The sequence below is a fragment of the Bradyrhizobium sp. WSM2254 genome (assembly GCF_000472645.1).
Taxonomy (GTDB): Bacteria; Pseudomonadota; Alphaproteobacteria; order Rhizobiales; family Xanthobacteraceae; genus Bradyrhizobium; species Bradyrhizobium niftali.
Genome location: NZ_AXAB01000031.1, coordinates 1 through 18697 on the forward strand (window position 1 = coordinate 1; position 18697 = coordinate 18697).

Sequence of the window (18697 nt, forward strand, 5' to 3'; positions counted from 1 at the left end):
GAACCCTTCCAGCGCCGCGCCCGGGTCTGCTGCTGAGCATAGCTTGGCTTGTAGCCGACCTGCCTGCCACGGTTCCGCCTCAGCTCCCGAGAGATCGTTGATGGCGGGCGATCCAAAGCTGCCGCGATTTGCCCGACCGAGTTGCCATTGGCCGAAAGGCGGGCAATCTCGCATCGATCGTCAAGGGAGAGCTGTTTGTAAGTCCGCCCCATGGCAACACCTCCAGTTGGAAGTGTTGCACTTCGTTTGTGAACTCAGGGGACCCATTACCCCGACTGCCGATATGGTGGCACCTTGCTAACCGCCAGCGTGCCCATTGCAGGATTCGGTGGCTATGGGTCCTGGCTTTCGCCAGGACGACACCGAGGATGTGGCGCAGTTCGGGTTCCATAGGCCCACGACCGGAAGATTACGGGGTTCTGTTGTAAATCTCACAAAACTCGGTCAATTGTGCATTGCGAAAACGTGAATTGCGTTTCGGCCGAAATCTCCTATTTTGTTCGTATACAAATGAGTTGAGCGGCCCCGCGGCACGTTTCCGGTGCATCGGGCTGTTCTCCGTTTTTCGCAAGCCAGCTTCAGGACTGCCCAAAATGACAGAGCACAGCCTCTGGCGTTTCTCGCGCGCATTGCACCGCGCGATCAACGACCGGCATTTCGAGGATATCGAGGCCCTGATCGACGAGGACGTCGAGTGGGCGCTCTACGGCCCGATCGACATGTTTCCGTTCCTCGGCGCGCGCCAGGGCAAGGACGCCGTGCTCGACGTCATCCGCCAGCTCGCCGACAATTTCCAAGTCCGCCGCTTCGACCGCGAGAGCATCATGCTCGGCGTCGATTCCGCCGCCTCGATGCTGCGCTATTCGCTGACGGCGCTGGATTCCAACAAGCCGATTTCCTTGCGGGTCGCGCAGTTCGCCCAGTTCAGGGCGGGCAAGCTCGTCAGCTTGCGCGTGCTGATCGACACCTTCGACCTGGTCGAGCAGGCACTCGGCCGCGCCATTCATCTGCCGAAGATGAGCAGCGTCGGCTGAGGGGAGACGCCAACGGGCCCCGCTCTTCGGGACCGATGACGATGCGTGGCGCGACGTCCTGGCCTCCAGCCCCGCCGGATGCCGTCGTGCCGGAAGCCCGTTGTCGGGCGCGCGCCTTTCGCGCGGCCCGTTGGTTCGCCATTCCAGTTGTTTGAGCATGATCTCCGCGCAAACGCGTTCCGCGCTTGTCGCGAGGGAAAACCGCTGCACACTTTGCGCTGGCGCGGCCCTTCGGGTCCGGATCATGCTCTGGGCGAGGCGAGCCGCCACAATTTCGCAACGATAGATCAGCATCCTTTGCGTGGAATGGCGCATGGTCATTGCGGAAGGCCGATATATATTATCGGAGAGCATGCGCTGGGGTTCGCGGGCAGGACGATGGAATTCTCGACAGGTTTTGGCTGGACCAGGCTGCCGGTGCTGGCGGCCGCGTTCATTCTGGGCTCGGTTCTGACGGTTTCGGCGCAGATCATTCCGCCCTTTTCCCCACGCGCGGCCACGCCCGACGACGAGGCCGAGGCAGCCGAAGCCCCCGACGTCAACGACCCCGACGTGCTCAAAGGCATCGACGTCGACAAGCTCGACTGGAGCCAGCTCGCGATCGACGCCGGCACGCTCAACGACCTCATCGCCGCCAAGAAGCGCGCGCAGGCCGCCGCCAATGACGGGATGAACTGGTCGTCGAACGCCAAAGCCAACGGCTCCTCGGCGGTGACGGTGAAGCAGTCGGTCTCCTCGTTCTGGGACGCCCGCATCGGCGCCGACATGACGGTGACGAGCGAGCCGCGGACGATGTCCGAGCTCTTGGCGCAGAAGGCCGCCAATGGCGGCAGCCTGCCGCAATCCTCCGGCAGCGCCTGGGCGGCCGCGACCGCGCCAGGCGCGGGCCCGATCTGGGACAAGACCGCGGTGGAAGCCCGCGTCGATCCCGGCGCCGAGCAGAGCAAGATCGGCGCCTCCCTCACCAAATCGATGCCGCTGTCGGGCGACACGTCGCTGACGCTCCAGAACGGCTACAGCGTCAACCAGCAGGGCACGACCGCGGTCCCCGGCATCGGCGGTCACATCACCCGCAACTACGAGACCGATCAGTCCGCCAAGGTCACCCTCACCGATACCGGCACCAGCATCACCGCGGGCCAGACGCTGTCGACCACCGACGACAAATGGCTGCGCAAGCTCGGCGCCGAGCAAAAGCTGTTCGACAATGTCACCGTCTCCGGCTCGGTCGGCGAGACCTCGCAGGGCGCGATCAACAAGAGCCTGACGGCGGGGTTCAAGAAGAGCTGGTGAGCTTAACGCTGCACTCTCTCCCCTCATCCTGAGGAGCCGCGCAGCGGCGTCTCGAAGGATCGAGGCCCCACTGCTACAGCCGGGCCTGCATGGTTCCCGCGGCGATGCGAAGCATCGTCCGCTACGCGCGCGAAGGGCGCGCTCCTCACCATGAGGGGATGGATTCGATGCGCGTTGCGCCGTTCAGACATTCCTAACCATACGCCACGGCAAAACCCCCGAATGGTCCGCCCTTGCCGCATCTTGGCCCAGTTACGGTCAAAATCCGACGCCCTGATGCGAATTGCCTTACAGACATCGTCGTGCGGGGGACACTCGCGCTGCGCTCAACGCGAACAGGGGAACAACGATGAACGCCATTCGTCCGGACAAGATCGAAGCCGCCGAGACCGAGACCGTCGTCGACAGCAATCTCGCCGCGGTGACGGAAGTCGAAGCCGGCATCCGTGACTTCGTCCGCAACGACATCGCCTATCTGCGCCGTCCGGCGGCGACGACCACCGACGCACCGGCGCTCGATCCGAGCGCGGAGGCCACCGTCACCAACGTCAACTCGCTGATCCAGCGCGTCGCCGGCACCTCGCTCGCCGAGATCGAGAACCTGATCTCCGAACTCGAGAGCCTGCGCGACCTGCTCCATGCCGAAGGCCAGCGCGTCCAGCGCGAGATCTCCGGCTACGCCCAGCTCAGCCAGGCCGCGATGAAGTCGACCCGCATGATCGCCGACAACGTCGCGCAGTGGAAGCGCGCCGCCGACGGCCTGCGCAACAGCTGATCGGTCAGCACCAGGCATCACCGGCCGCCGCGTTCCGAAAGGGGCGCGGCGGTTTTGATTCTGGGGGCGTGATGGGTGCGCGCACGCTCCTCACGCTGGGCGTCATCACCCGCGAAGGCGGGTGATCCAGTATTCCAGCGACAGTGAGGCAAGAGCCGAGAGGCCGCGGCGTACTGGATGCCCCGGTCAAGCCGGGGCATGACGGCGGAGGATTTGGCTTTGAACCCTCCGCCCCTTCCCGGCGACCAATGCCAAGCCCCCGCAGCGTTGCGGCCGGGCCCGGGGGATATTTCAGATGGAAAGCATTCGGCCCGATACCACGGACCCCATACCGCTGCGCCCCGCGCCGAACCAGTTCGGCACGATCATGCTGCGCTTCGTTGGATTATTGGCGGTTGCGATCGCGGTGCTGGCGTTCGTCTATAGCCGATGAGCGGAGGCCGGACGCCGGCCCCGAAAAGTTAACGAAGTCTTACCGGGCAGCTTCCACGGTCGAGGCTTCCAGGGTGTAGGCGCCATCGGCATAGCCCTTCACCACCATGCCGGCGACCAGCATCACGGCCAACGTCGCGGTAGCAAAGATAAATCCAACAAACTTGAGTGCGCCGCGGTCAGCCATGGTCCTCGTCCCCTGTCCTCTGCCTATTCGTTCAAATAGACAGCGACAGGTTCATAATTGGTTAGCAACTCGATGGTTCCGCCAACTGCTTCGCGGGTAACCATGTTGCGCAGGCTTATGGCAGCCGTCCGGAATAGCGTCCATAGCGCGCGGGCAACACTTGCGCGCTCTTTTCAGCCGTTCATCTTGGAACTGATCTAACCCGTCTTCCGCATCGGCACGAAGGCGCTGGCGGTGATGGCGTAGACCTCTTCGCCGCGCTGGTTGGTGCCGGTGGTGCGGGCCGTCAAAATGCCCCAGCCGGGGCGCGAGGCGGAGGTGCGTTTGTCCATGACGACATTGGCGTAAGAGACGGTGTCGCCGGCGAGCACCGGCCTGATCCAGCGCAGGTCGCGAAAGCCCGGTGACGGGCCCCACACCGCGACCTCCTCGCCGCGCTCTGCGGCCTCTCGCGCCAGGCGCTGGCCGTCCGCGACAAGCAGGCTCATGCAGGCCGAGCCAACATGCCAGCCCGAGGCCGCGAGCCCGCCGAACAGCGAGTTCTTGCCCTCCTCCTCGTCGAGGTGAAAGCGCTGCGGGTCGAACTTTGCAGCGAAAACCTTGATCGACTCCGCCGTGAACGTGTAGGCGCCGATCTCGCGGCGGTGGCCGATCTCGATGTCCTCGAAGAACCGCATCAGACCGCCCCCTCGCGCCGCTTGATCAGGATCGGCGAGGTCATCTCGCACAGCGCCTGTCCCGTCGCGTTGCGCACAGTGCATTTGAACTTGACGATGCCGAGCTCGGGGCGGCTCTTCGAGGTGCGCGCCTCCAGCACATCGACGTCCAGCATGAGGTCGTCGCCGGGCCTGAGCGGCGACAGCCAGCGCACCTCGTCGACGCCGGGCGAGCCGAGCGAGGCGGCACGGGTGATGAAGCCGTCGGCCATCATCCGCATCATCAGCGAGCAGAGGTGCCAGCCCGATCCGGACAGGCCGCGCAGCATGCTTTTGCTGGCGGCGTCCTCGTCCAGGTGCATCGGTTGCGGATCGAACTCGGCGGCGAAGGCCAAGATCTCGTCGCGGGTGACATGGCGCGGGCCGAACGTTCCGAACCGGCCGGGCGGGAAATCTTCGAAGGTCAGGGTCATCTTGGGATTGCTGGCGGAAATGACAGATTGTGGCCGCACTTTGCGGCAATCTCAACCCGCCGGCCCGCATGGCTCGTGCTACATTCGACGCGGCGATCCTGGCCTTGAGTCGGATCAACCGAGGGCCGATGCCCGATTTGACAAGGCCCGATTTGTCCTGGGGAGAGCGATGTTTTCATTCAGCGACCTGTTTCAGTGGGACCGCTTCATCACGCCGACGATCATCAAGACCTTCTACTGGCTGGTGATCGCGCTGATCTGCCTGTTCGGCCTCTCCGGCATCTTCTCAGGGCTAGCGGCGATGGCGATCAGCCCGTTCGGCGGCTTCCTGGTGCTGCTGTCGTCGATCGCGAGCGTCGTCGTCGGCATCGTGTTCTCGCGCATCGTCGCGGAACTGATCCTGATCGTCTTCCGCATCAACGAGCATCTCGGCGCGATCCGGGACCAGGGCGGCGGGATGAAGTGAGGCTCGTCATTCCGGGGCGCGCGTAGCGCGAGCCCGGAATCCATCAAGCCTCAGGGTACGCGGACAAATGGATTCCGGGCTCGCGCCAAGAGGCGCGCCCCGGAATGACAACGAGACCTTACGTATTGAACCGGAAATGCATCACGTCGCCGTCGGCGACGACGTATTCCTTGCCTTCAAGCCGAAGCTTGCCGGCATCGCGGGCGCCGGCCTCGCCGCCGAGCGCGACGTAGTCGTCATACGCGATCGTCTCGGCGCGGATGAAGCCCTTCTCGAAGTCCGTGTGGATCACCCCGGCCGCGCCCGGCGCCTTGGTGCCGCGATAGATGGTCCAGGCACGCGCTTCCTTCGGGCCCACCGTGAAATAGGTGATGAGGTCGAGCAGCGTGTAGCCGGCGCGGATCAGGCGGTCGAGGCCGGCCTCTTCGAGACCCAGCGTCTCCAGGAAGTCGGCGCGCTCTTCACGCGAAATGGTGGCGATCTCGGATTCGATCTTGGCGGAGATGACGACGGCGACGGCGCCTTCCTTGGCAGCCTGCTCCTGCACCGCCTTCGAGAACGAATTGCCTGTCGCGGCCGAACCTTCCTCGACGTTGCAGACATAGAGCACGGGCTTGGACGAGAGCAGGCCGAGCATCCCGAAGGCACGCTCCTCCTCCGCCTTGCGCTCGACGAGGCGTGCGGGCTTGCCCTCGCGCAGCAGCACCAGCGTGCGGTTGACGAGGTCGAGCTGTTCCTTGGCGTCCTTGTCGTTGCCCTTGGCCTTCTTGCTGAGGTTGTCGACACGCTTCTCGAGGCTGTCGAGGTCGGCGAGCATCAGCTCGGTCTCGATGGTCTCGATGTCGGCGAGCGGGGCGATCTTGCCCTCGACATGGGCGATGTCGGAATCTTCAAAGCAGCGCACGACATGCGCGATGGCGTCGACCTCGCGGATGTTGGCGAGGAACTGGTTGCCGAGGCCCTCGCCCTTGGAGGCGCCGCGCACCAGGCCCGCGATGTCGACGAAGGTCAGCCGGGTCGGAATGATCTGGCCCGACTTGGCGATCGCCGCGAGCTTGTCGAGCCGCGGATCGGGCACGGCGACTTCGCCGACATTCGGCTCGATGGTGCAGAACGGATAGTTCGCGGCCTGCGCCGCGGCCGTCTCGGTCAGCGCGTTGAACAAGGTCGATTTGCCGACATTGGGCAACCCGACGATCCCGCATTTAAATCCCACGAGCGCTATTCCTTGCCGTTGTCGTCCTTGGTCAAAAATCCCTTCGCCTGCATGGCAAGATGCACCCTGTTGGCGAAGGTCGCGTCCGTGCCCTTGGCGATCAGCGCGGCGTGCTCGGCGACCGCGTCGCAGAGCGTCGCCACCCAGTCGTTGTCGGCCTTGGCGAAGTCCGACAGCACGTGGCCGTGCACCAGTTCCTTGACGCCGGGATGGCCGATGCCGAGCCTGACACGGCGGTAGTCGTTGCCGATATGCGCCGAGATCGAGCGCAGACCGTTGTGGCCGGCGATGCCGCCGCCGACCTTCACGCGCACCTTGCCCGGCGGCAGTTCGAGCTCGTCATGGAACACGGTGACGTCGCCAGGGGCGATCTTGAAGAAGCCTGCCGCCTCCTGAACGCTGCGGCCGGATTCATTCATGTAGGTCGTCGGCTTGAGCAGGATCACGCGCTCAGTGCCGAGCGCGCCTTCCGAGGTCTCGCCCTGAAACCTGCGGCGCCATGGCGAGAAACCATGACGCCGCGCGATCTCGTCGACGGCCATGAAGCCGATATTGTGCCGGTTACGTGCGTATTTCGCGCCGGGATTGCCGAGCCCAACAAAGAGTCGCATGACGCGGCGCGCCCCTCGCTCGGCGCGCGATCAGGGACCGCGCGCCAGCCTTGAGAGATTACTTCTTCTTGTCGCCGCCGGCGGGAGCCTTGGCAGCCGCTGCCGGAGCAGCCGCGCCAGCCGCCGGAGCAGCACCAGCCGCCGGAGCAGCAGCGCCCGCAGCCGGAGCCGCACCACCAGCCGCGGCCGCAGCAGCAGCCTTCTGCTCTTCGGCGTAGCCGGACGGCGGCACGATGGTGACGAGGGTCGCGTCCTCGCGGGTCAGCGCCTTCACGCCGGCCGGCAGCTTGATGTCAGCCAGATGCAGGGAGTGACCGATTTCGAGCGAGCCGACGTCGGCCTCGATGAATTGCGGGATGCTCTCGACGCCGCATTCGAGCTCGATCGCATGCGCGACGATGTTGACGGCGCCGCCGCGCTTCACGCCGGGCGAACCTTCCGCCTTCACCACGTGCAGCGGAACGCTGATGCGGATGGTGGCGCCTTCGCCGAGCCGCATGAAGTCGACATGGATCGGGAAATCCTTGACCGGATCGAGGTGATAGTCGCGCGGAATCACGCGGTGCTTCTTGCCGTCGAGGTCGATGTCGACCAGCGTGGTCAGGAACCGGCCGGCGAGGATGCGCTGGCGCAGTTCACGATCGTCAACCGAGATCGGGAGCGGGGGTTGCTTGTCACCATAGATCACTCCGGGCACTTTCCCGGCGCGACGCTCAGCCCGGGCGGCCCCCTTGCCGCTCTTCGGACGTGCGGTCGCCTTCAATTCCTTGACGGTCGTCGCCATAACGTTAAGTCCTTGTTTTTGCAAAAGTTAATGGGCCGCAGCGCGGCCCATGGCATCGTCCACAGCAAGCCTCCAGGGGTGCGGGGGCCGCGGACGTGGCGGGCTTTTACCCGGAAGACGCGGAAATGACAAGGAAATGCGGGGATTTTTTGCGAGGACCGGTGTGGCCCGGAACACCGTCATGGCCGGGCTTGTCCCGGCCATCCACGTATTCCCGGGTAGGACGATAGACGTGGATGCCCGGGACAAGCCCGGGCATGACGACCTCAGCTAGTCGTCCCGCCCAGCTTGCCCTCCAGCGCCGTGATGCGCGCCTTCAGGGCCTCGTTCTCCTCACGCGCCAGGCGGGCCATGTCCTTGACCGCCTCGAACTCCTCGCGCTTGACCAGGTCCATGTCGCGCAGGAATTTTTCGGCCTGGGTCCGCATCACCGTGTCGAACTCGCGCTTGACGCCCTGGGCCGCGCCGGCGGCGTCGTTCATCAGGCGGCCGATCTCGTCGAAAAACCGGTTGTTGGTCTGGGTCATTTCGGTCTCCTGGCAGCTCCGATAAACTTTGCGCGAACGCTCGAAAAGACAATGGCAATCCGGGCGGAACGGATCAAGGGCCGATCGGCGGTATCCTTGTCATGCCCCGGTTTCCTTGCAATCGTATTCAACGTCCCGGCATAAGAAGAATCACAAGGCGCACGAGATGATCGACCAGCAGATCGCGATTCCCACCAGGGACGGCCACACCGCAACCTTCATCACCCATCCCGAACGTGGCGGGCCGTTTCCGGTCATCCTGTTCTACATGGATGCGCCGGCGATCCGCGAAGAGCTGCGCGACATGGCGCGCCGGCTCGCGACATCAGGCTATTACGTGATGCTGCCGAACCTCTATTACCGCTCCGGGGTGATGGAGCTCGGCGCGCTGCCGGCCGACCCGAACGCACCGGAGCGCAAGCGTATGTTCGCGCTGATGAGCTCGCTCACCATCCCCATGATCATGGACGACACAAGCGCGCTGCTCGCTTACGCCGAGGGCCAGGCCGCCGCGAACACCAAGATTGTCGGCACGGTCGGCTACTGCATGAGCGGCCGCTACGCCGTCAACGCCGCCACGCATTTCCCAGGTCGCGTCAAGGCCGCCGCCTCGGTCTATGGCACGCAGCTTGCGACCGACCAGGACGACAGCCCGCATCTCGCCGCCGGCAAGACCAGCGCCGAGCTCTATTTCGCCTGCGCCGAAACCGACATCTATGCGCCGACCGAGATCATCGAGAAGGTCAAGCAGGGCATGAGCGGTGCGAAAGCCGAGGTCGAGATCTATCCCGGCACCCATCACGGTTTTGCCTTCCCCAAGCGTCCGGTCTATGACCGCGACGCGGCCGAGCGGCATTGGGAGCGGCTGCTGGCGCTCTATCGCCGCAACCTCGTCTAGCCCCTCGAAGGCGCCATGCCCTTTCTGCTCATCGACTTTCCCGCCTTCAAGCCGATCGCACTCGAGATCGGTCCGTTCGCGATCCGCTGGTATGCGCTGGCCTATATCTGCGGCATCGTGTTCGGCTGGCTCTATGCGCGCTCGCTCCTGAAGAACGAGCGTTTATGGGGCGGGCCGGCGCCGATCTCGCTGGTGCAGATCGACGACTTCATCCTGTGGGTCACGCTCGGCATCATCCTGGGCGGCCGCACCGGCTACGTGCTGTTCTACAATCTGCCCTTCTTCATCGATCACCCCGCCGCGATCTTCAGATTGTGGGAGGGCGGCATGTCGTTCCATGGCGGCTTCCTCGGCTGCGTCGTCGCGGTGATGTGGTTCGCCTATCGCAATGGCATCCCGATCCTGTCGCTCGGCGACATCACCACCGCGGTCGCGCCGGTCGGGCTGCTGCTCGGGCGCATCGCCAATTTCATCAATGGCGAATTGTGGGGCCGCGCCACCGATGCGAGCCTGCCCTGGGCGATGATCTTCCCCAACGACCCGACGCAGCTGCCGCGTCATCCGAGCCAGCTCTACGAGGCCGGCATGGAGGGCATCCTGCTGTTCACGGTGCTTGCGATCATGATCCGCCTCGGCGCCCTGAAGCGGCCCGGCATGATCCTCGGCGCCTTCATCCTGATCTATGGTCTGACCCGGATCGCCGGCGAGCATTTCCGCGAGCCGGACGCTCAGCTCGGCTTCCTCTGGGGCGGATTAACCATGGGCATGCTGTTGTCGATCCCGATGCTTATTGTAGGCCTCATACTTATTGTATTGGCTATCAGGCGCGGTGCGCCGAGGCCCATCGGGGCTATCAGTTAATTCCTTTCGAGAAGAAGGCCGTGACCGAACAGCCGCTACTCAACGAGATCAAGGCGCTGATCAAATCCTCAGGCCCCATGCCGGTCTGGCGGTACATGGAACTGTGCCTGATGCACCCGCGCTACGGCTATTACGTCTCGCGCGATCCGCTCGGGCGTGAGGGCGACTTCACCACCGCGCCCGAGGTCAGCCAGATGTTCGGCGAGCTGCTGGGACTGTGGACCGCCTCGGTATGGAAGCAGATGGGCTCGCCGCAATTCTTGCGGCTGATCGAGCTCGGCCCCGGCCGCGGCACCATGATGGCGGATGCGTTGCGCGCGCTCCGCGTGCTGCCGCCGCTCTACCAGGCGCTTCATATCCACCTGGTCGAGGTCAATCCCGTCCTGCGCGAACGGCAGAGTGCGATGCTGTCGGGCGTGCGCCACATCGCCTGGCACGACAGCATCGACGACGTGCCCGAAGGCCCGAGCATCATCCTCGCCAACGAATATTTCGACGTGCTGCCGATCCACCAGATGGTGAAGCGCGAGAACGGCTGGCACGAGCGCGTGATCGAGATCGATCCCAACGGCAAGCTTCAGTTCGGCGCGGCCCCCGAGCCGACGCCGCGCTTCGACGTGCTGCTGCCGCCCCTGGTGCGCGCCGCGCCCGTCGGCGCCGTGTTCGAATGGCGTCCGGACGGCGAGATGATGAAGCTCGCCACGCGCGTGCGCGACCAGGACGGTGCGGCGCTGATCATCGATTACGGCCATTTGCGCAGCGATGCCGGCGACACCTTCCAGGCGATCGCGCGCCACACCTTCACCGATCCCTTGAAGGCGCCGGGCCAGGCCGACGTCACCGCCCATGTCGATTTCCAGGCGCTGGCGCGCGCGGCCGAGGATGTCGGCGCCCGCGTGCACGGGCCGGTGACGCAGGGCGATTTCCTCAAGCGCGTCGGCATCGACACCCGCGCAGCCGCCTTGATGCAGAAGGCGGCGCCCGAGGTCGCCACCGACATTTCCGTGGCGCTGAAGCGCCTGACAGACACCGGGCGTAGCGGCATGGGCTCGATGTTCAAGGTGCTCGGCATCTCCGAGCCGCGGCTGTCAGGCCTTGCCGGCCTCAGCGATCTCGAACAGGCCGGGGGGAATTGATGACTCTCGCTTCATCGCTGCTGTCGGCGGTGCCCGGCCTGCGCCATTCCTTTTTCACCCGCGAAGGCGGTGTCTCCGGCGGCATCTATGCCGCGCTGAATGGCGGGCTCGGCTCCAACGACGATCAGGCCCTTGTCGCGGAGAACCGCCGCCGCATGGCCGAGCATGTCGGTGTGGCGCCGGAGCGCTTCCTCAGCCTGCACCAGATCCATTCGCCCGACGTGCTGGTTGCCGAGACGCCGTGGCCGAGCGGGCCGCGGCCGAAGGGCGACGCGCTGGTGACCAAGACGCCCGGCATCGCGCTCGGCGTCTCCACCGCCGATTGCGGGCCGGTGCTGTTCGTCGATCCCAATGCGCGCGTCATCGGCTGCGCCCATGCCGGCTGGAAGGGCGCGCTGACCGGCGTGCTGGAGGCGACGATTCTAGCGATGGAAAAGCTCGGCGCCACGCGCGGCGGCATCATCACGGCGATCGGCCCGCTGATCCGGCAGGAGAGCTATGAAGTCGGCAACGAGTTCCTGGCGCGCTTCATCGAGACGGACGCGGAGAACGCGATGTTCTTCATTCCGTCGGTGCGCGAGGGCCACGCGATGTTCGACCTCGCCGGCTTCATCCGGACGCGGCTGGAGGCCGCCGGCATCCTGATGATCGACGATCTCGGCCTCGACACCTACGCCGACGAGCGCTTCTTCAGCTATCGCCGCTCGGTGCATCGCAAGGAGCCGGACTACGGCCGGCACGTTCACGCGATCGCGCTGGAGGGATGAACCGGCCGTCGCTTCGTTCCTGCTTCAAAACGGCCTTGACTCTCCACCTGCTGGAAACCGCAGAACGGCGGAATGAAGCAACGTACCTACAGCATCGGCGAAGCGGCACGGCTCTGCGGCATTTCGGTCCGCAAGCTTCGCTTCTATTCGGACGAGGGATTGTTGCCGCCGGCGGACCGAACTGCGAGCGGCTACCGCGTCTTCACGGATAGCGAGCTTGTCCGGCTTGAGCTCATCCGCTGTCTCCGTGATGCCGGCCTTGGCCTGGATGCGATCCGGGAGGTCCTCTGCCAGGAGCTGTCGCTGGCCGAGGCTCTGAAGCTGCGGCTCGAGGCGCTGGAGGCGGAGATCGCCGCCCAGCGCCGCGTCGCCGCCGCGCTGCGGGCTGCGTTGCGTTCACCGCAACTCACCGAAGCCGACCTGAGGAGATTTTGGAGCATGACGCAACTGTCCCGCGTGGAACGACGCAACGTGGTTGAGCGCTTTTTTGAAAGAGTGTCCGACGGCATCAACATCGATCAGGAATGGGTGCGCCAGATGGTGGAAGCGTCCGTCCCCGAACTGCCGGACGAGCCAACGCCTGAGCAATGTGACGCATGGATCGAGCTTGCAGCTCTCCTGAGCGATCCCTCCTTTATCGCCAATATGCGAGCCAACGCCGGTGATGTCTGGGATCGCGAGGTCATCGATATGAAGGCCTGTCAAGAAGCCAGCGACGCCATGGTGCTCAGGGCGAAGGAAGCCATCGAACAGGGGCTGGATCCGTCATCCGCGCAAGCCAATGAGCTGGCGCGGGATTGGCTGGAAACTTCGGCCCACCTGATGAACCAGAAGCCCGACGCCGCCTTCCGCAACTGGATGCGCACGAAATATGTTCGGCACGATGCTCGCGCGAACCGCTATTGGGAACTGGTCGCCATCATGAGGGGGCAGTCTCCGGACACCAGCCCGAACCGGGAATGGGTGTGGATCCAGGCCGCAATGCGGCATCATCTGGCAACCTGAGCCAGCATGCGGATCGCGGCCCGATCGCCACCGGCTCCGGCCGCGACGCGCTCCCAGGTGCCGATGTGGCTTTCCCGCCCTAGACGTTAATGCATTTTAACGATATCGCTGCCCTCCATAATGAGGGACGCGTCATTCATCCTGGGCCGCGCGGGTTCGCGCGTGCTGGCGGTCATGCTGCTGGCGGCGGCGACCGCGCTTGGCGGCTGCGCCGGCGGTGGTGGTAGTGCCGCCAACTCCTATGCGATGGCACCGAGCGCCGGCTCGGGCGCGACGGTCGCCTTCGAATCCATCGACGGCCCCCCGCCCCAGGTATTCGACCGCATGGTCGGCGTGCTCGACAGCGAATCCAAGCTGCGCAGCCTGTCCGTGGTCTCCCGCGAGGGTTCGGCCGCCTACCGCGTGCGCAGCTACCTCTCCGCCCAGATCGTGCGCGGCAGGACCGTGATCGCCTGGGTCTGGGACGTCTATGACGCCAACCAGCAGCGGGCGCTGCGCCTCTCCGGCGAGGAACCCACCGCCAGCAAGGGGGGCCGCGATCCCTGGGGAGCCGCCGACGACCTCGTGCTGCGGAAGATCGCCCAGGCCGGATTCAGCGGACTTTCCAACATGATCAACGGCACGCCGGAGGCTCCGGGCCTGCGGGGACCGGCGGTGGCAAGCGTGACCCGGGAGGCACCGGCACCCGACATGCCGGCCTCGGCGCTCGGCTACGCCGAGCGATAACCCCCGCTAAACCACGGCCTCAAGTTGCGGCCAAGCCGTTGGCCCGACTCAGGATTTTCAAAGGGAAAACGTAGCATCCCGGGTTGCCATTGCGGCCCTCGGCCTGATATTTCCTCGCCCGTCATAACCGTGCTTCAAGTGGGTATTCCCAGATGTTGAACGTCCTATCCAGCAAAGCGCGGGAGGAAGCGTCTATGTCGGCCAAGAACGGCTCCATCAAGCTTGTCGCCGGCAACTCCAATCCGGCTCTCGCCCAGGCCATTGCCCAAGGCCTGGACATGCCGCTGACCAAAGCGGTTGTGCGGCGCTTCGCCGACATGGAGATTTTCGTCGAGGTCCAGGAGAACATCCGCGGCTCGGATGCCTTCATCATCCAGTCGACCTCGTTCCCGGCGAACGACAATCTGATGGAACTGCTGATCATCACCGACGCGCTGCGCCGCTCCTCGGCGCGCCGCATCACCGCAGTGATCCCCTATTTCGGCTATGCCAGGCAGGACCGCCGCTCCGGCTCGCGCACGCCGATCTCGGCCAAGCTCGTCGCCAATCTGATCACCCATGCCGGCGTCGACCGCGTCATGACGCTCGACCTGCATGCCGGCCAGATTCAGGGCTTCTTCGACATCCCGACCGACAATTTGTTTGCTGCCCCCCTGATGGTGCGCGACATCCGCGAACGTTTCGACCTCTCCAAGGTGATGGTGGTATCGCCCGACGTCGGCGGCGTGGCCCGTGCCCGCGGACTCGCCAAGCGCATCAACACCCCGCTCGCCATCGTCGACAAGCGCCGCGAGCGGCCGGGTGAATCCGAAGTCATGAACGTGATCGGCGACGTCTCCGGCTACAGCTGTATTCTGGTCGACGACATCGTCGATTCCGGCGGCACGCTGGTGAACGCGGCCGACGCGCTGATCGCCAAGGGCGCCAAGGACGTCTACGCCTACATCACCCACGGCGTGCTCTCCGGCGGCGCGGCCGCCCGTATCACCAACTCCAAGCTGAAGGAGCTCGTGATCACCGACTCGATCCTGCCGACGGAAGCGGTGAGCAAGGCGCCGAACATCCGCACGCTGCCGATCGCCAGCCTGATCTCGGACGCGATCGCGCGCACCGCGGCGGAAGAGTCGGTGTCGAGCCTGTTCGATTAATTTTTTCTTCGCCTCTCCCCGCTTGCGGGGAGAGGCCGGAATTCGCGCGAAGCGCGGAGTCCGGGTGAGGGGGACTCTCCGCGAGTCTCGCTCTCACCGTTCCTGTGGAGACTCCCCCTCACCCCACCCTCTCAGCGCGAGCGAAGCTCGCCGCGGCCCCGCATCCGCCTTCGCCAAGGCTTCGGCGGACAAGAGCGGGGCGAGGGAGTGCGCGACGCTTGCGTCCCTTACGACCTAGCCCCACGGGTTGTTGCCAACCGCGGCCCATGACATCATCCGGACGCCGAGTCATCTCTGCCCTCTGGATGCCTGATGCCACGCCGGAAATTTGCCTGGGAGAAGCTGTCGGATGACGAATTGCTCGAGCAACGCCTCAGCAGCCTGAGGGTTACCGTCGAAGGTACCTGGCTCGAGGATTGCGTCGGCACGCTCCACGAGGAGCTGGAAGAGCGGGGCATCCGGCTGCGGCCGCACACATGGATCTCGAGCGAATGGTTCAGTCCGGGAGATGTGCCCGGCATCGCCATCCCGTTCTATCTCGCCCATCCCCGCCTGATGAAGCTCGAGAAAAGGATGATGTTCGACGTCGAGGGCGGAACCTGGCGCGAGTGCATGGCCATCCTCCGTCACGAGGCAGGCCATGCCATCCAGCACGGCTATCAGTTGCAGCGCCGCCGACGCTGGCAGCAGCTGTTCGGCCCATCGTCAAAGCACTATCCGCGCTACTACCGGCCCAATCCGGCGAGCCGGCGCTATGTCCAGCATCTTCGGCTCTGGTACGCGCAGAGCCATCCTGACGAAGACTTCGCCGAAACCTTTGCGGTGTGGCTGCGGCCGCGCTCGAACTGGCGGACACGATATGCCGGCTGGCCGGCACTGAAGAAGCTCGAATATGTCGACGAACTGATGGGCGAGATCGCAGGCAAGCGGCCGCTTATCACGACGCGAGAGCGTGTCGACCCGCTGAGCAAGCTCAGCCAGACGCTCGACGACCACTACAAGAAGAAGCAGGCGTTCTACGCCTTCACGCCGCCGAAGACCTACGACCGCGACCTCTCGAGGCTGTTTTCCGCCGATCCACGGCATTACCGGTCAAAGCCGGCTTCGAGCCTGATCAGGCGGCACCGCGCCCAGATCAGGCAATTGGTCGCGCGGTGGACCGGCGAGAACCAGCTCACGCTCGATGCCGTGCTTGATGATATGATCTCCCGCTGCCGCGAGCTCGATCTGCGCGCCGTCGGCCCCGAACAGAAGCTCGTTCTCGATTTCACCGTCCTCGTGACCGCCAAGACGATGCACGCGCTGTTTGGCCCGTCTCGGCGCAAATGGATCGCGCTATGAGACGCCTGCGCATTCTGGTCCTGATGCATCCGGACTTCATGCCTCCGGACTCAAGCGACGGATACACCGCGCAGGAAATCAACGCGTGGAAAACGGAATACGATGTGGTCAGCACCTTGCGCGCGGCCGGCCACGAGGTTCGCGCCCTCGGCGCGCAGGACGAAATCAAGCCGGTGCGCGAGGCGATCGAAGAGTTCAAGCCGCACGTGGTTTTCACGTTGCTGGAGGAATTCCACAACAACGTCGCCTACGACCAGCACATCGCCAGCTATCTCGAGCTGTTGAAGGTCCCCTATACCGGGTGCAATCCGCGCGGCCTGATCCTGGCGCGCGGCAAGGATTTGTCCAAGACGCTGGTGCATCACCGCCGGATCGCGGCGCCGGCCTTCGCCGTCTTCCCGATGCGCCGCAAGGTGAAACGCCCGACGCGCCTTGCGCTGCCGCTGATCGTCAAGAGCCTGAACATGGACGGGTCCTTCGGCATCTCGCAGGCATCGATCGTCGATACCGACGAGAAGCTCGCGGAGCGGGTCGCCTTCATCCACGAGCGCGTCGAATCCGCCGCGATCGCCGAGCAGTTCATCGAGGGGCGCGAGCTCTATGTCGGCGTGCTCGGCAACAACCGGCTGCGTGTTCTGCCGGTCTGGGAACTGAAATTCGGCAGCATGGGCGGACGCAGCTCACGGCACATCGCCACGGAGAAAGCCAAGCACGACACCGACTATCAGGAAAAGGTCGGCATCGTCGACGGGCCGGCGAAGGACCTCGCGCCCGAAGTCACCGCGCGCATCCAGCGCGCCGCGAAGCGCATCTACCGGGCGCTCGGCCTCGACGGCTATGCGCGTATCGATTTTCGTCTCGCCGCCGACGGCACGCCGTATTTCATCGAAGCCAATCCCAACCCCGAGATCGCCAAGAGCCAGGAATTCGCCACGGCGGCTCAACATGCCGGGCTGAAATATCCGGATCTCCTGCAGCGCATCCTGACGCTCGGGATCAGCCGGGCGAAGGCGGGCGTGTCGTTGGGGTGAGGCCAAGACCTCACGACGTTTCAACCCGCTTCGGCCTTCGCACCCACAACCTCGGCAAACGACTTGAAGAACTCGCCGGCCAGCTTCGTCGCGGTCGAATTGATCAGCCGTGCCCCTAACTGGGCGAGCTTGCCGCCGATCTGCGCGTCGACCTCGTAGTGCAGCACCGTGATCTCGGCGCTCTCGGATTCCAGCCGCACGACCGCGCCGCCCTTGGCAAAACCGGCGACGCCGCCGGAGCCTTCGCCCGAGATGCGGTAGCTGTTGGGCGGATCGAGATCGGACAGGGTCACCTTGCCGCTGAACGTCGCCTTCACCGGGCCGACCTTGAAGACCACCGTCGCGGTCATCTCGTTCGGGGCGGTCACCTCGAGGGACTGACAGCCGGGAATGCACTGCTTCAGCACAGCGGGGTCGTTCAGCGCCGCCCACACCTGTTCGCGTGAGGCGGGAATGCGCTGGCTGTCGTTCATCTGCATGATCGGTTCTCACTCTCTGCTTGCGACTTGGATGGCGGCGCGCTGGCCGCGCCGGCGCTCCCTGGTGATTTCGGCGAGGATTGACATCGCGATCTCTTCCGGCGTGATGGCACCGAGATCGAGTCCGGCCGGCGCCTTGACATCATCGATTGCTACGGCGCTGGTGCCCTCCGCAATCAGCTTCGCGCGCAGCGAGGCCATCTTGCGGCGGCTGCCGACGAAGGCGTGATAGTCGGCCCTGGTCGCGACCGCCGCGCGCAGAGCGGCTTCGTCGCCCCTGCCTTGCGTCGAGACCACGACGAAGCGTTTTGCCTCGTTGAGCTCGCCGAGCTGGTAGCCATCGATGACAATGTCGGCATCCGGCTGGGCCGTGAGGTCGGCAGCGGGTGCGGCCAGCGTGACGTGATAGCCGAGCGTGCGCGCCTGCGCGGCCAGCGACAGAGCCACCGGGCTGGCGCCAAGAATGACGAGCGAGGGATGCGGCAGCACCGGCTCGACGAAGATGTCCATGGTGCCCTTGCTCGGGCACATGTTGCTGGCGAAGCGGATGCCGTCGCGGCTCTCGCCGGCGCTGACGCCGAGCTCGGCCAGAAGGTTTTCCGGCTGCACCGAGACCATGCGCGGCTCGCCATCGGCGAGCGCTTCGCGCGCCGCCTTGAGCACCGCACCCTTGGCGCAGCCGCCGCCGATCCAGCCGGCGACGATGCTGCCGTCGGCCGCGATGATCGCCTTGGCGCCGGCCTTCGCCGCGGTCACCGAAACCGTACGCACCACCGTCGCGAGCACGAAGGCGCGCTCGGCGGCCTTCATCCGCGCCACGAGATCCAGCACTTCGACATGAGCGGTCATCG

Annotated in this window: 24 protein-coding genes; 14 read left to right on the forward strand and 10 right to left on the reverse strand. The window is 65.1% G+C overall.

The annotated features are described in order from the left end of the window. On the reverse strand, nucleotides 1-212 hold a 212-nt coding region (locus tag A3M7_RS47030), incomplete at its 3' end, for a helix-turn-helix domain-containing protein (protein WP_156936965.1). A gap of 381 nt (nucleotides 213-593) precedes the next feature. Between A3M7_RS47030 and A3M7_RS0122755 the strand changes: the two genes are divergently transcribed. The 4 genes from A3M7_RS0122755 (at nucleotide 594) to A3M7_RS49800 (ending at nucleotide 3535) form a co-directional block, all read left to right on the forward strand. Continuing rightward, nucleotides 594-1034: a nuclear transport factor 2 family protein gene (locus tag A3M7_RS0122755; RefSeq protein WP_011090168.1), complete on the forward strand. Its 441-nt coding sequence runs from the start codon at nucleotides 594-596 to the stop codon at nucleotides 1032-1034. Between the two features lie 378 nt (nucleotides 1035-1412). After that, nucleotides 1413-2327: a hypothetical protein gene (locus A3M7_RS0122760; protein WP_027545959.1), complete on the forward strand. Its 915-nt coding sequence runs from the start codon at nucleotides 1413-1415 to the stop codon at nucleotides 2325-2327. Between the two features lie 349 nt (nucleotides 2328-2676). Continuing rightward, entirely contained in the window at nucleotides 2677-3102 is a 426-nt protein-coding gene (locus A3M7_RS0122765) for a hypothetical protein (RefSeq protein WP_027545960.1), read from the forward strand. A 295-nt stretch (nucleotides 3103-3397) separates the two neighbouring features. Further along, nucleotides 3398-3535, forward strand: coding sequence for a hypothetical protein (locus tag A3M7_RS49800; protein ID WP_018648329.1), 138 nt, complete (start codon nucleotides 3398-3400; stop codon nucleotides 3533-3535). A gap of 39 nt (nucleotides 3536-3574) precedes the next feature. On the opposite strand, the gene A3M7_RS49805 is transcribed toward A3M7_RS49800, so the two are convergent. The 3 genes from A3M7_RS49805 to A3M7_RS0122785 all read right to left on the reverse strand — a co-directional run bounded on the left by A3M7_RS49805 (nucleotide 3575) and on the right by A3M7_RS0122785 (nucleotide 4850). Next, nucleotides 3575-3721 (reverse strand): hypothetical protein, encoded by a 147-nt coding sequence (locus A3M7_RS49805; RefSeq protein WP_027545961.1) that lies wholly within the window; start codon nucleotides 3719-3721, stop codon nucleotides 3575-3577. Between the two features lie 197 nt (nucleotides 3722-3918). Then, nucleotides 3919-4398 carry a MaoC family dehydratase gene (locus A3M7_RS0122780; protein ID WP_027545962.1) on the reverse strand — a complete coding sequence of 160 codons (480 nt, stop codon included), beginning with the start codon at nucleotides 4396-4398 and terminating at the stop codon, nucleotides 3919-3921. Continuing rightward, a complete protein-coding gene (locus A3M7_RS0122785; RefSeq protein ID WP_027545963.1) occupies nucleotides 4398-4850 on the reverse strand; it encodes a MaoC family dehydratase in 453 nt (150 codons plus the stop codon). Before A3M7_RS0122785 ends, A3M7_RS0122780 begins: the two co-directional genes overlap by 1 nt. 169 nt (nucleotides 4851-5019) lie before the next feature. Between A3M7_RS0122785 and A3M7_RS0122790 the strand changes: the two genes are divergently transcribed. Further along, nucleotides 5020-5316: a DUF4282 domain-containing protein gene (locus A3M7_RS0122790; RefSeq protein WP_027545964.1), complete on the forward strand. Its 297-nt coding sequence runs from the start codon at nucleotides 5020-5022 to the stop codon at nucleotides 5314-5316. Between the two features lie 118 nt (nucleotides 5317-5434). On the opposite strand, the gene ychF is transcribed toward A3M7_RS0122790, so the two are convergent. The 4 genes from ychF to A3M7_RS0122815 form a co-directional block, all read right to left on the reverse strand. After that, nucleotides 5435-6532 carry a redox-regulated ATPase YchF gene (gene ychF, locus A3M7_RS0122795; RefSeq protein WP_027545965.1) on the reverse strand — a complete coding sequence of 366 codons (1098 nt, stop codon included), beginning with the start codon at nucleotides 6530-6532 and terminating at the stop codon, nucleotides 5435-5437. Between the two features lie 5 nt (nucleotides 6533-6537). Beyond that, a complete protein-coding gene (gene pth / locus A3M7_RS0122800; protein ID WP_027545966.1) occupies nucleotides 6538-7143 on the reverse strand; it encodes an aminoacyl-tRNA hydrolase in 606 nt (201 codons plus the stop codon). Nucleotides 7144-7201: 58 nt separating this feature from the next. Then, on the reverse strand, nucleotides 7202-7927 hold the full coding sequence (locus A3M7_RS0122805; RefSeq protein WP_027545967.1) for a 50S ribosomal protein L25/general stress protein Ctc: 726 nt from the start codon (nucleotides 7925-7927) through the stop codon (nucleotides 7202-7204). Between the two features lie 266 nt (nucleotides 7928-8193). After that, on the reverse strand, nucleotides 8194-8454 hold the full coding sequence (locus tag A3M7_RS0122815; protein ID WP_027545968.1) for an accessory factor UbiK family protein: 261 nt from the start codon (nucleotides 8452-8454) through the stop codon (nucleotides 8194-8196). Between the two features lie 166 nt (nucleotides 8455-8620). On the opposite strand from A3M7_RS0122815, the gene A3M7_RS0122820 reads away from it, so the two are divergent. From A3M7_RS0122820 to A3M7_RS0122860, 9 genes are all read left to right on the forward strand, one after another. Then, nucleotides 8621-9352: a dienelactone hydrolase family protein gene (locus A3M7_RS0122820; protein WP_027545969.1), complete on the forward strand. Its 732-nt coding sequence runs from the start codon at nucleotides 8621-8623 to the stop codon at nucleotides 9350-9352. Nucleotides 9353-9367: 15 nt separating this feature from the next. After that, complete coding sequence (gene lgt / locus A3M7_RS0122825; protein ID WP_027545970.1) at nucleotides 9368-10213, forward strand: prolipoprotein diacylglyceryl transferase; 846 nt, start codon at nucleotides 9368-9370, stop codon at nucleotides 10211-10213. Between the two features lie 20 nt (nucleotides 10214-10233). Beyond that, nucleotides 10234-11349, forward strand: a complete 1116-nt coding sequence (locus A3M7_RS0122830) for a class I SAM-dependent methyltransferase (protein WP_027545971.1) — start codon at nucleotides 10234-10236, stop codon at nucleotides 11347-11349. Continuing rightward, nucleotides 11349-12116, forward strand: a complete 768-nt coding sequence (pgeF, locus tag A3M7_RS0122835) for a peptidoglycan editing factor PgeF (protein WP_027545972.1) — start codon at nucleotides 11349-11351, stop codon at nucleotides 12114-12116. The genes A3M7_RS0122830 and pgeF overlap by 1 nt, the downstream gene beginning before the upstream one ends. Before the next feature lie 72 nt (nucleotides 12117-12188). Next, complete coding sequence (locus A3M7_RS0122840) at nucleotides 12189-13121, forward strand: MerR family transcriptional regulator (RefSeq protein WP_027545973.1); 933 nt, start codon at nucleotides 12189-12191, stop codon at nucleotides 13119-13121. A gap of 120 nt (nucleotides 13122-13241) precedes the next feature. After that, on the forward strand, nucleotides 13242-13847 hold the full coding sequence (locus tag A3M7_RS0122845; protein WP_027545974.1) for a hypothetical protein: 606 nt from the start codon (nucleotides 13242-13244) through the stop codon (nucleotides 13845-13847). A 194-nt stretch (nucleotides 13848-14041) separates the two neighbouring features. Next, a complete protein-coding gene (locus tag A3M7_RS0122850; protein ID WP_027545975.1) occupies nucleotides 14042-14995 on the forward strand; it encodes a ribose-phosphate pyrophosphokinase in 954 nt (317 codons plus the stop codon). 312 nt (nucleotides 14996-15307) lie between these two features. After that, entirely contained in the window at nucleotides 15308-16336 is a 1029-nt protein-coding gene (locus A3M7_RS0122855; RefSeq protein ID WP_027545976.1) for a putative zinc-binding metallopeptidase, read from the forward strand. Further along, entirely contained in the window at nucleotides 16333-17367 is a 1035-nt protein-coding gene (locus A3M7_RS0122860) for an ATP-grasp domain-containing protein (protein ID WP_027545977.1), read from the forward strand. Before A3M7_RS0122855 ends, A3M7_RS0122860 begins: the two co-directional genes overlap by 4 nt. A 20-nt stretch (nucleotides 17368-17387) precedes the next feature. Here the strand turns inward: A3M7_RS0122860 and A3M7_RS0122865 are convergent, their stop codons facing one another. Then, nucleotides 17388-17846, reverse strand: coding sequence for a carbon monoxide dehydrogenase subunit G (locus tag A3M7_RS0122865; RefSeq protein ID WP_027545978.1), 459 nt, complete (start codon nucleotides 17844-17846; stop codon nucleotides 17388-17390). 9 nt (nucleotides 17847-17855) lie between these two features. After that, on the reverse strand, nucleotides 17856-18695 hold the full coding sequence (locus tag A3M7_RS0122870) for an XdhC family protein (RefSeq protein ID WP_027545979.1): 840 nt from the start codon (nucleotides 18693-18695) through the stop codon (nucleotides 17856-17858). Nucleotides 18696-18697: the final 2 nt, after the last annotated feature.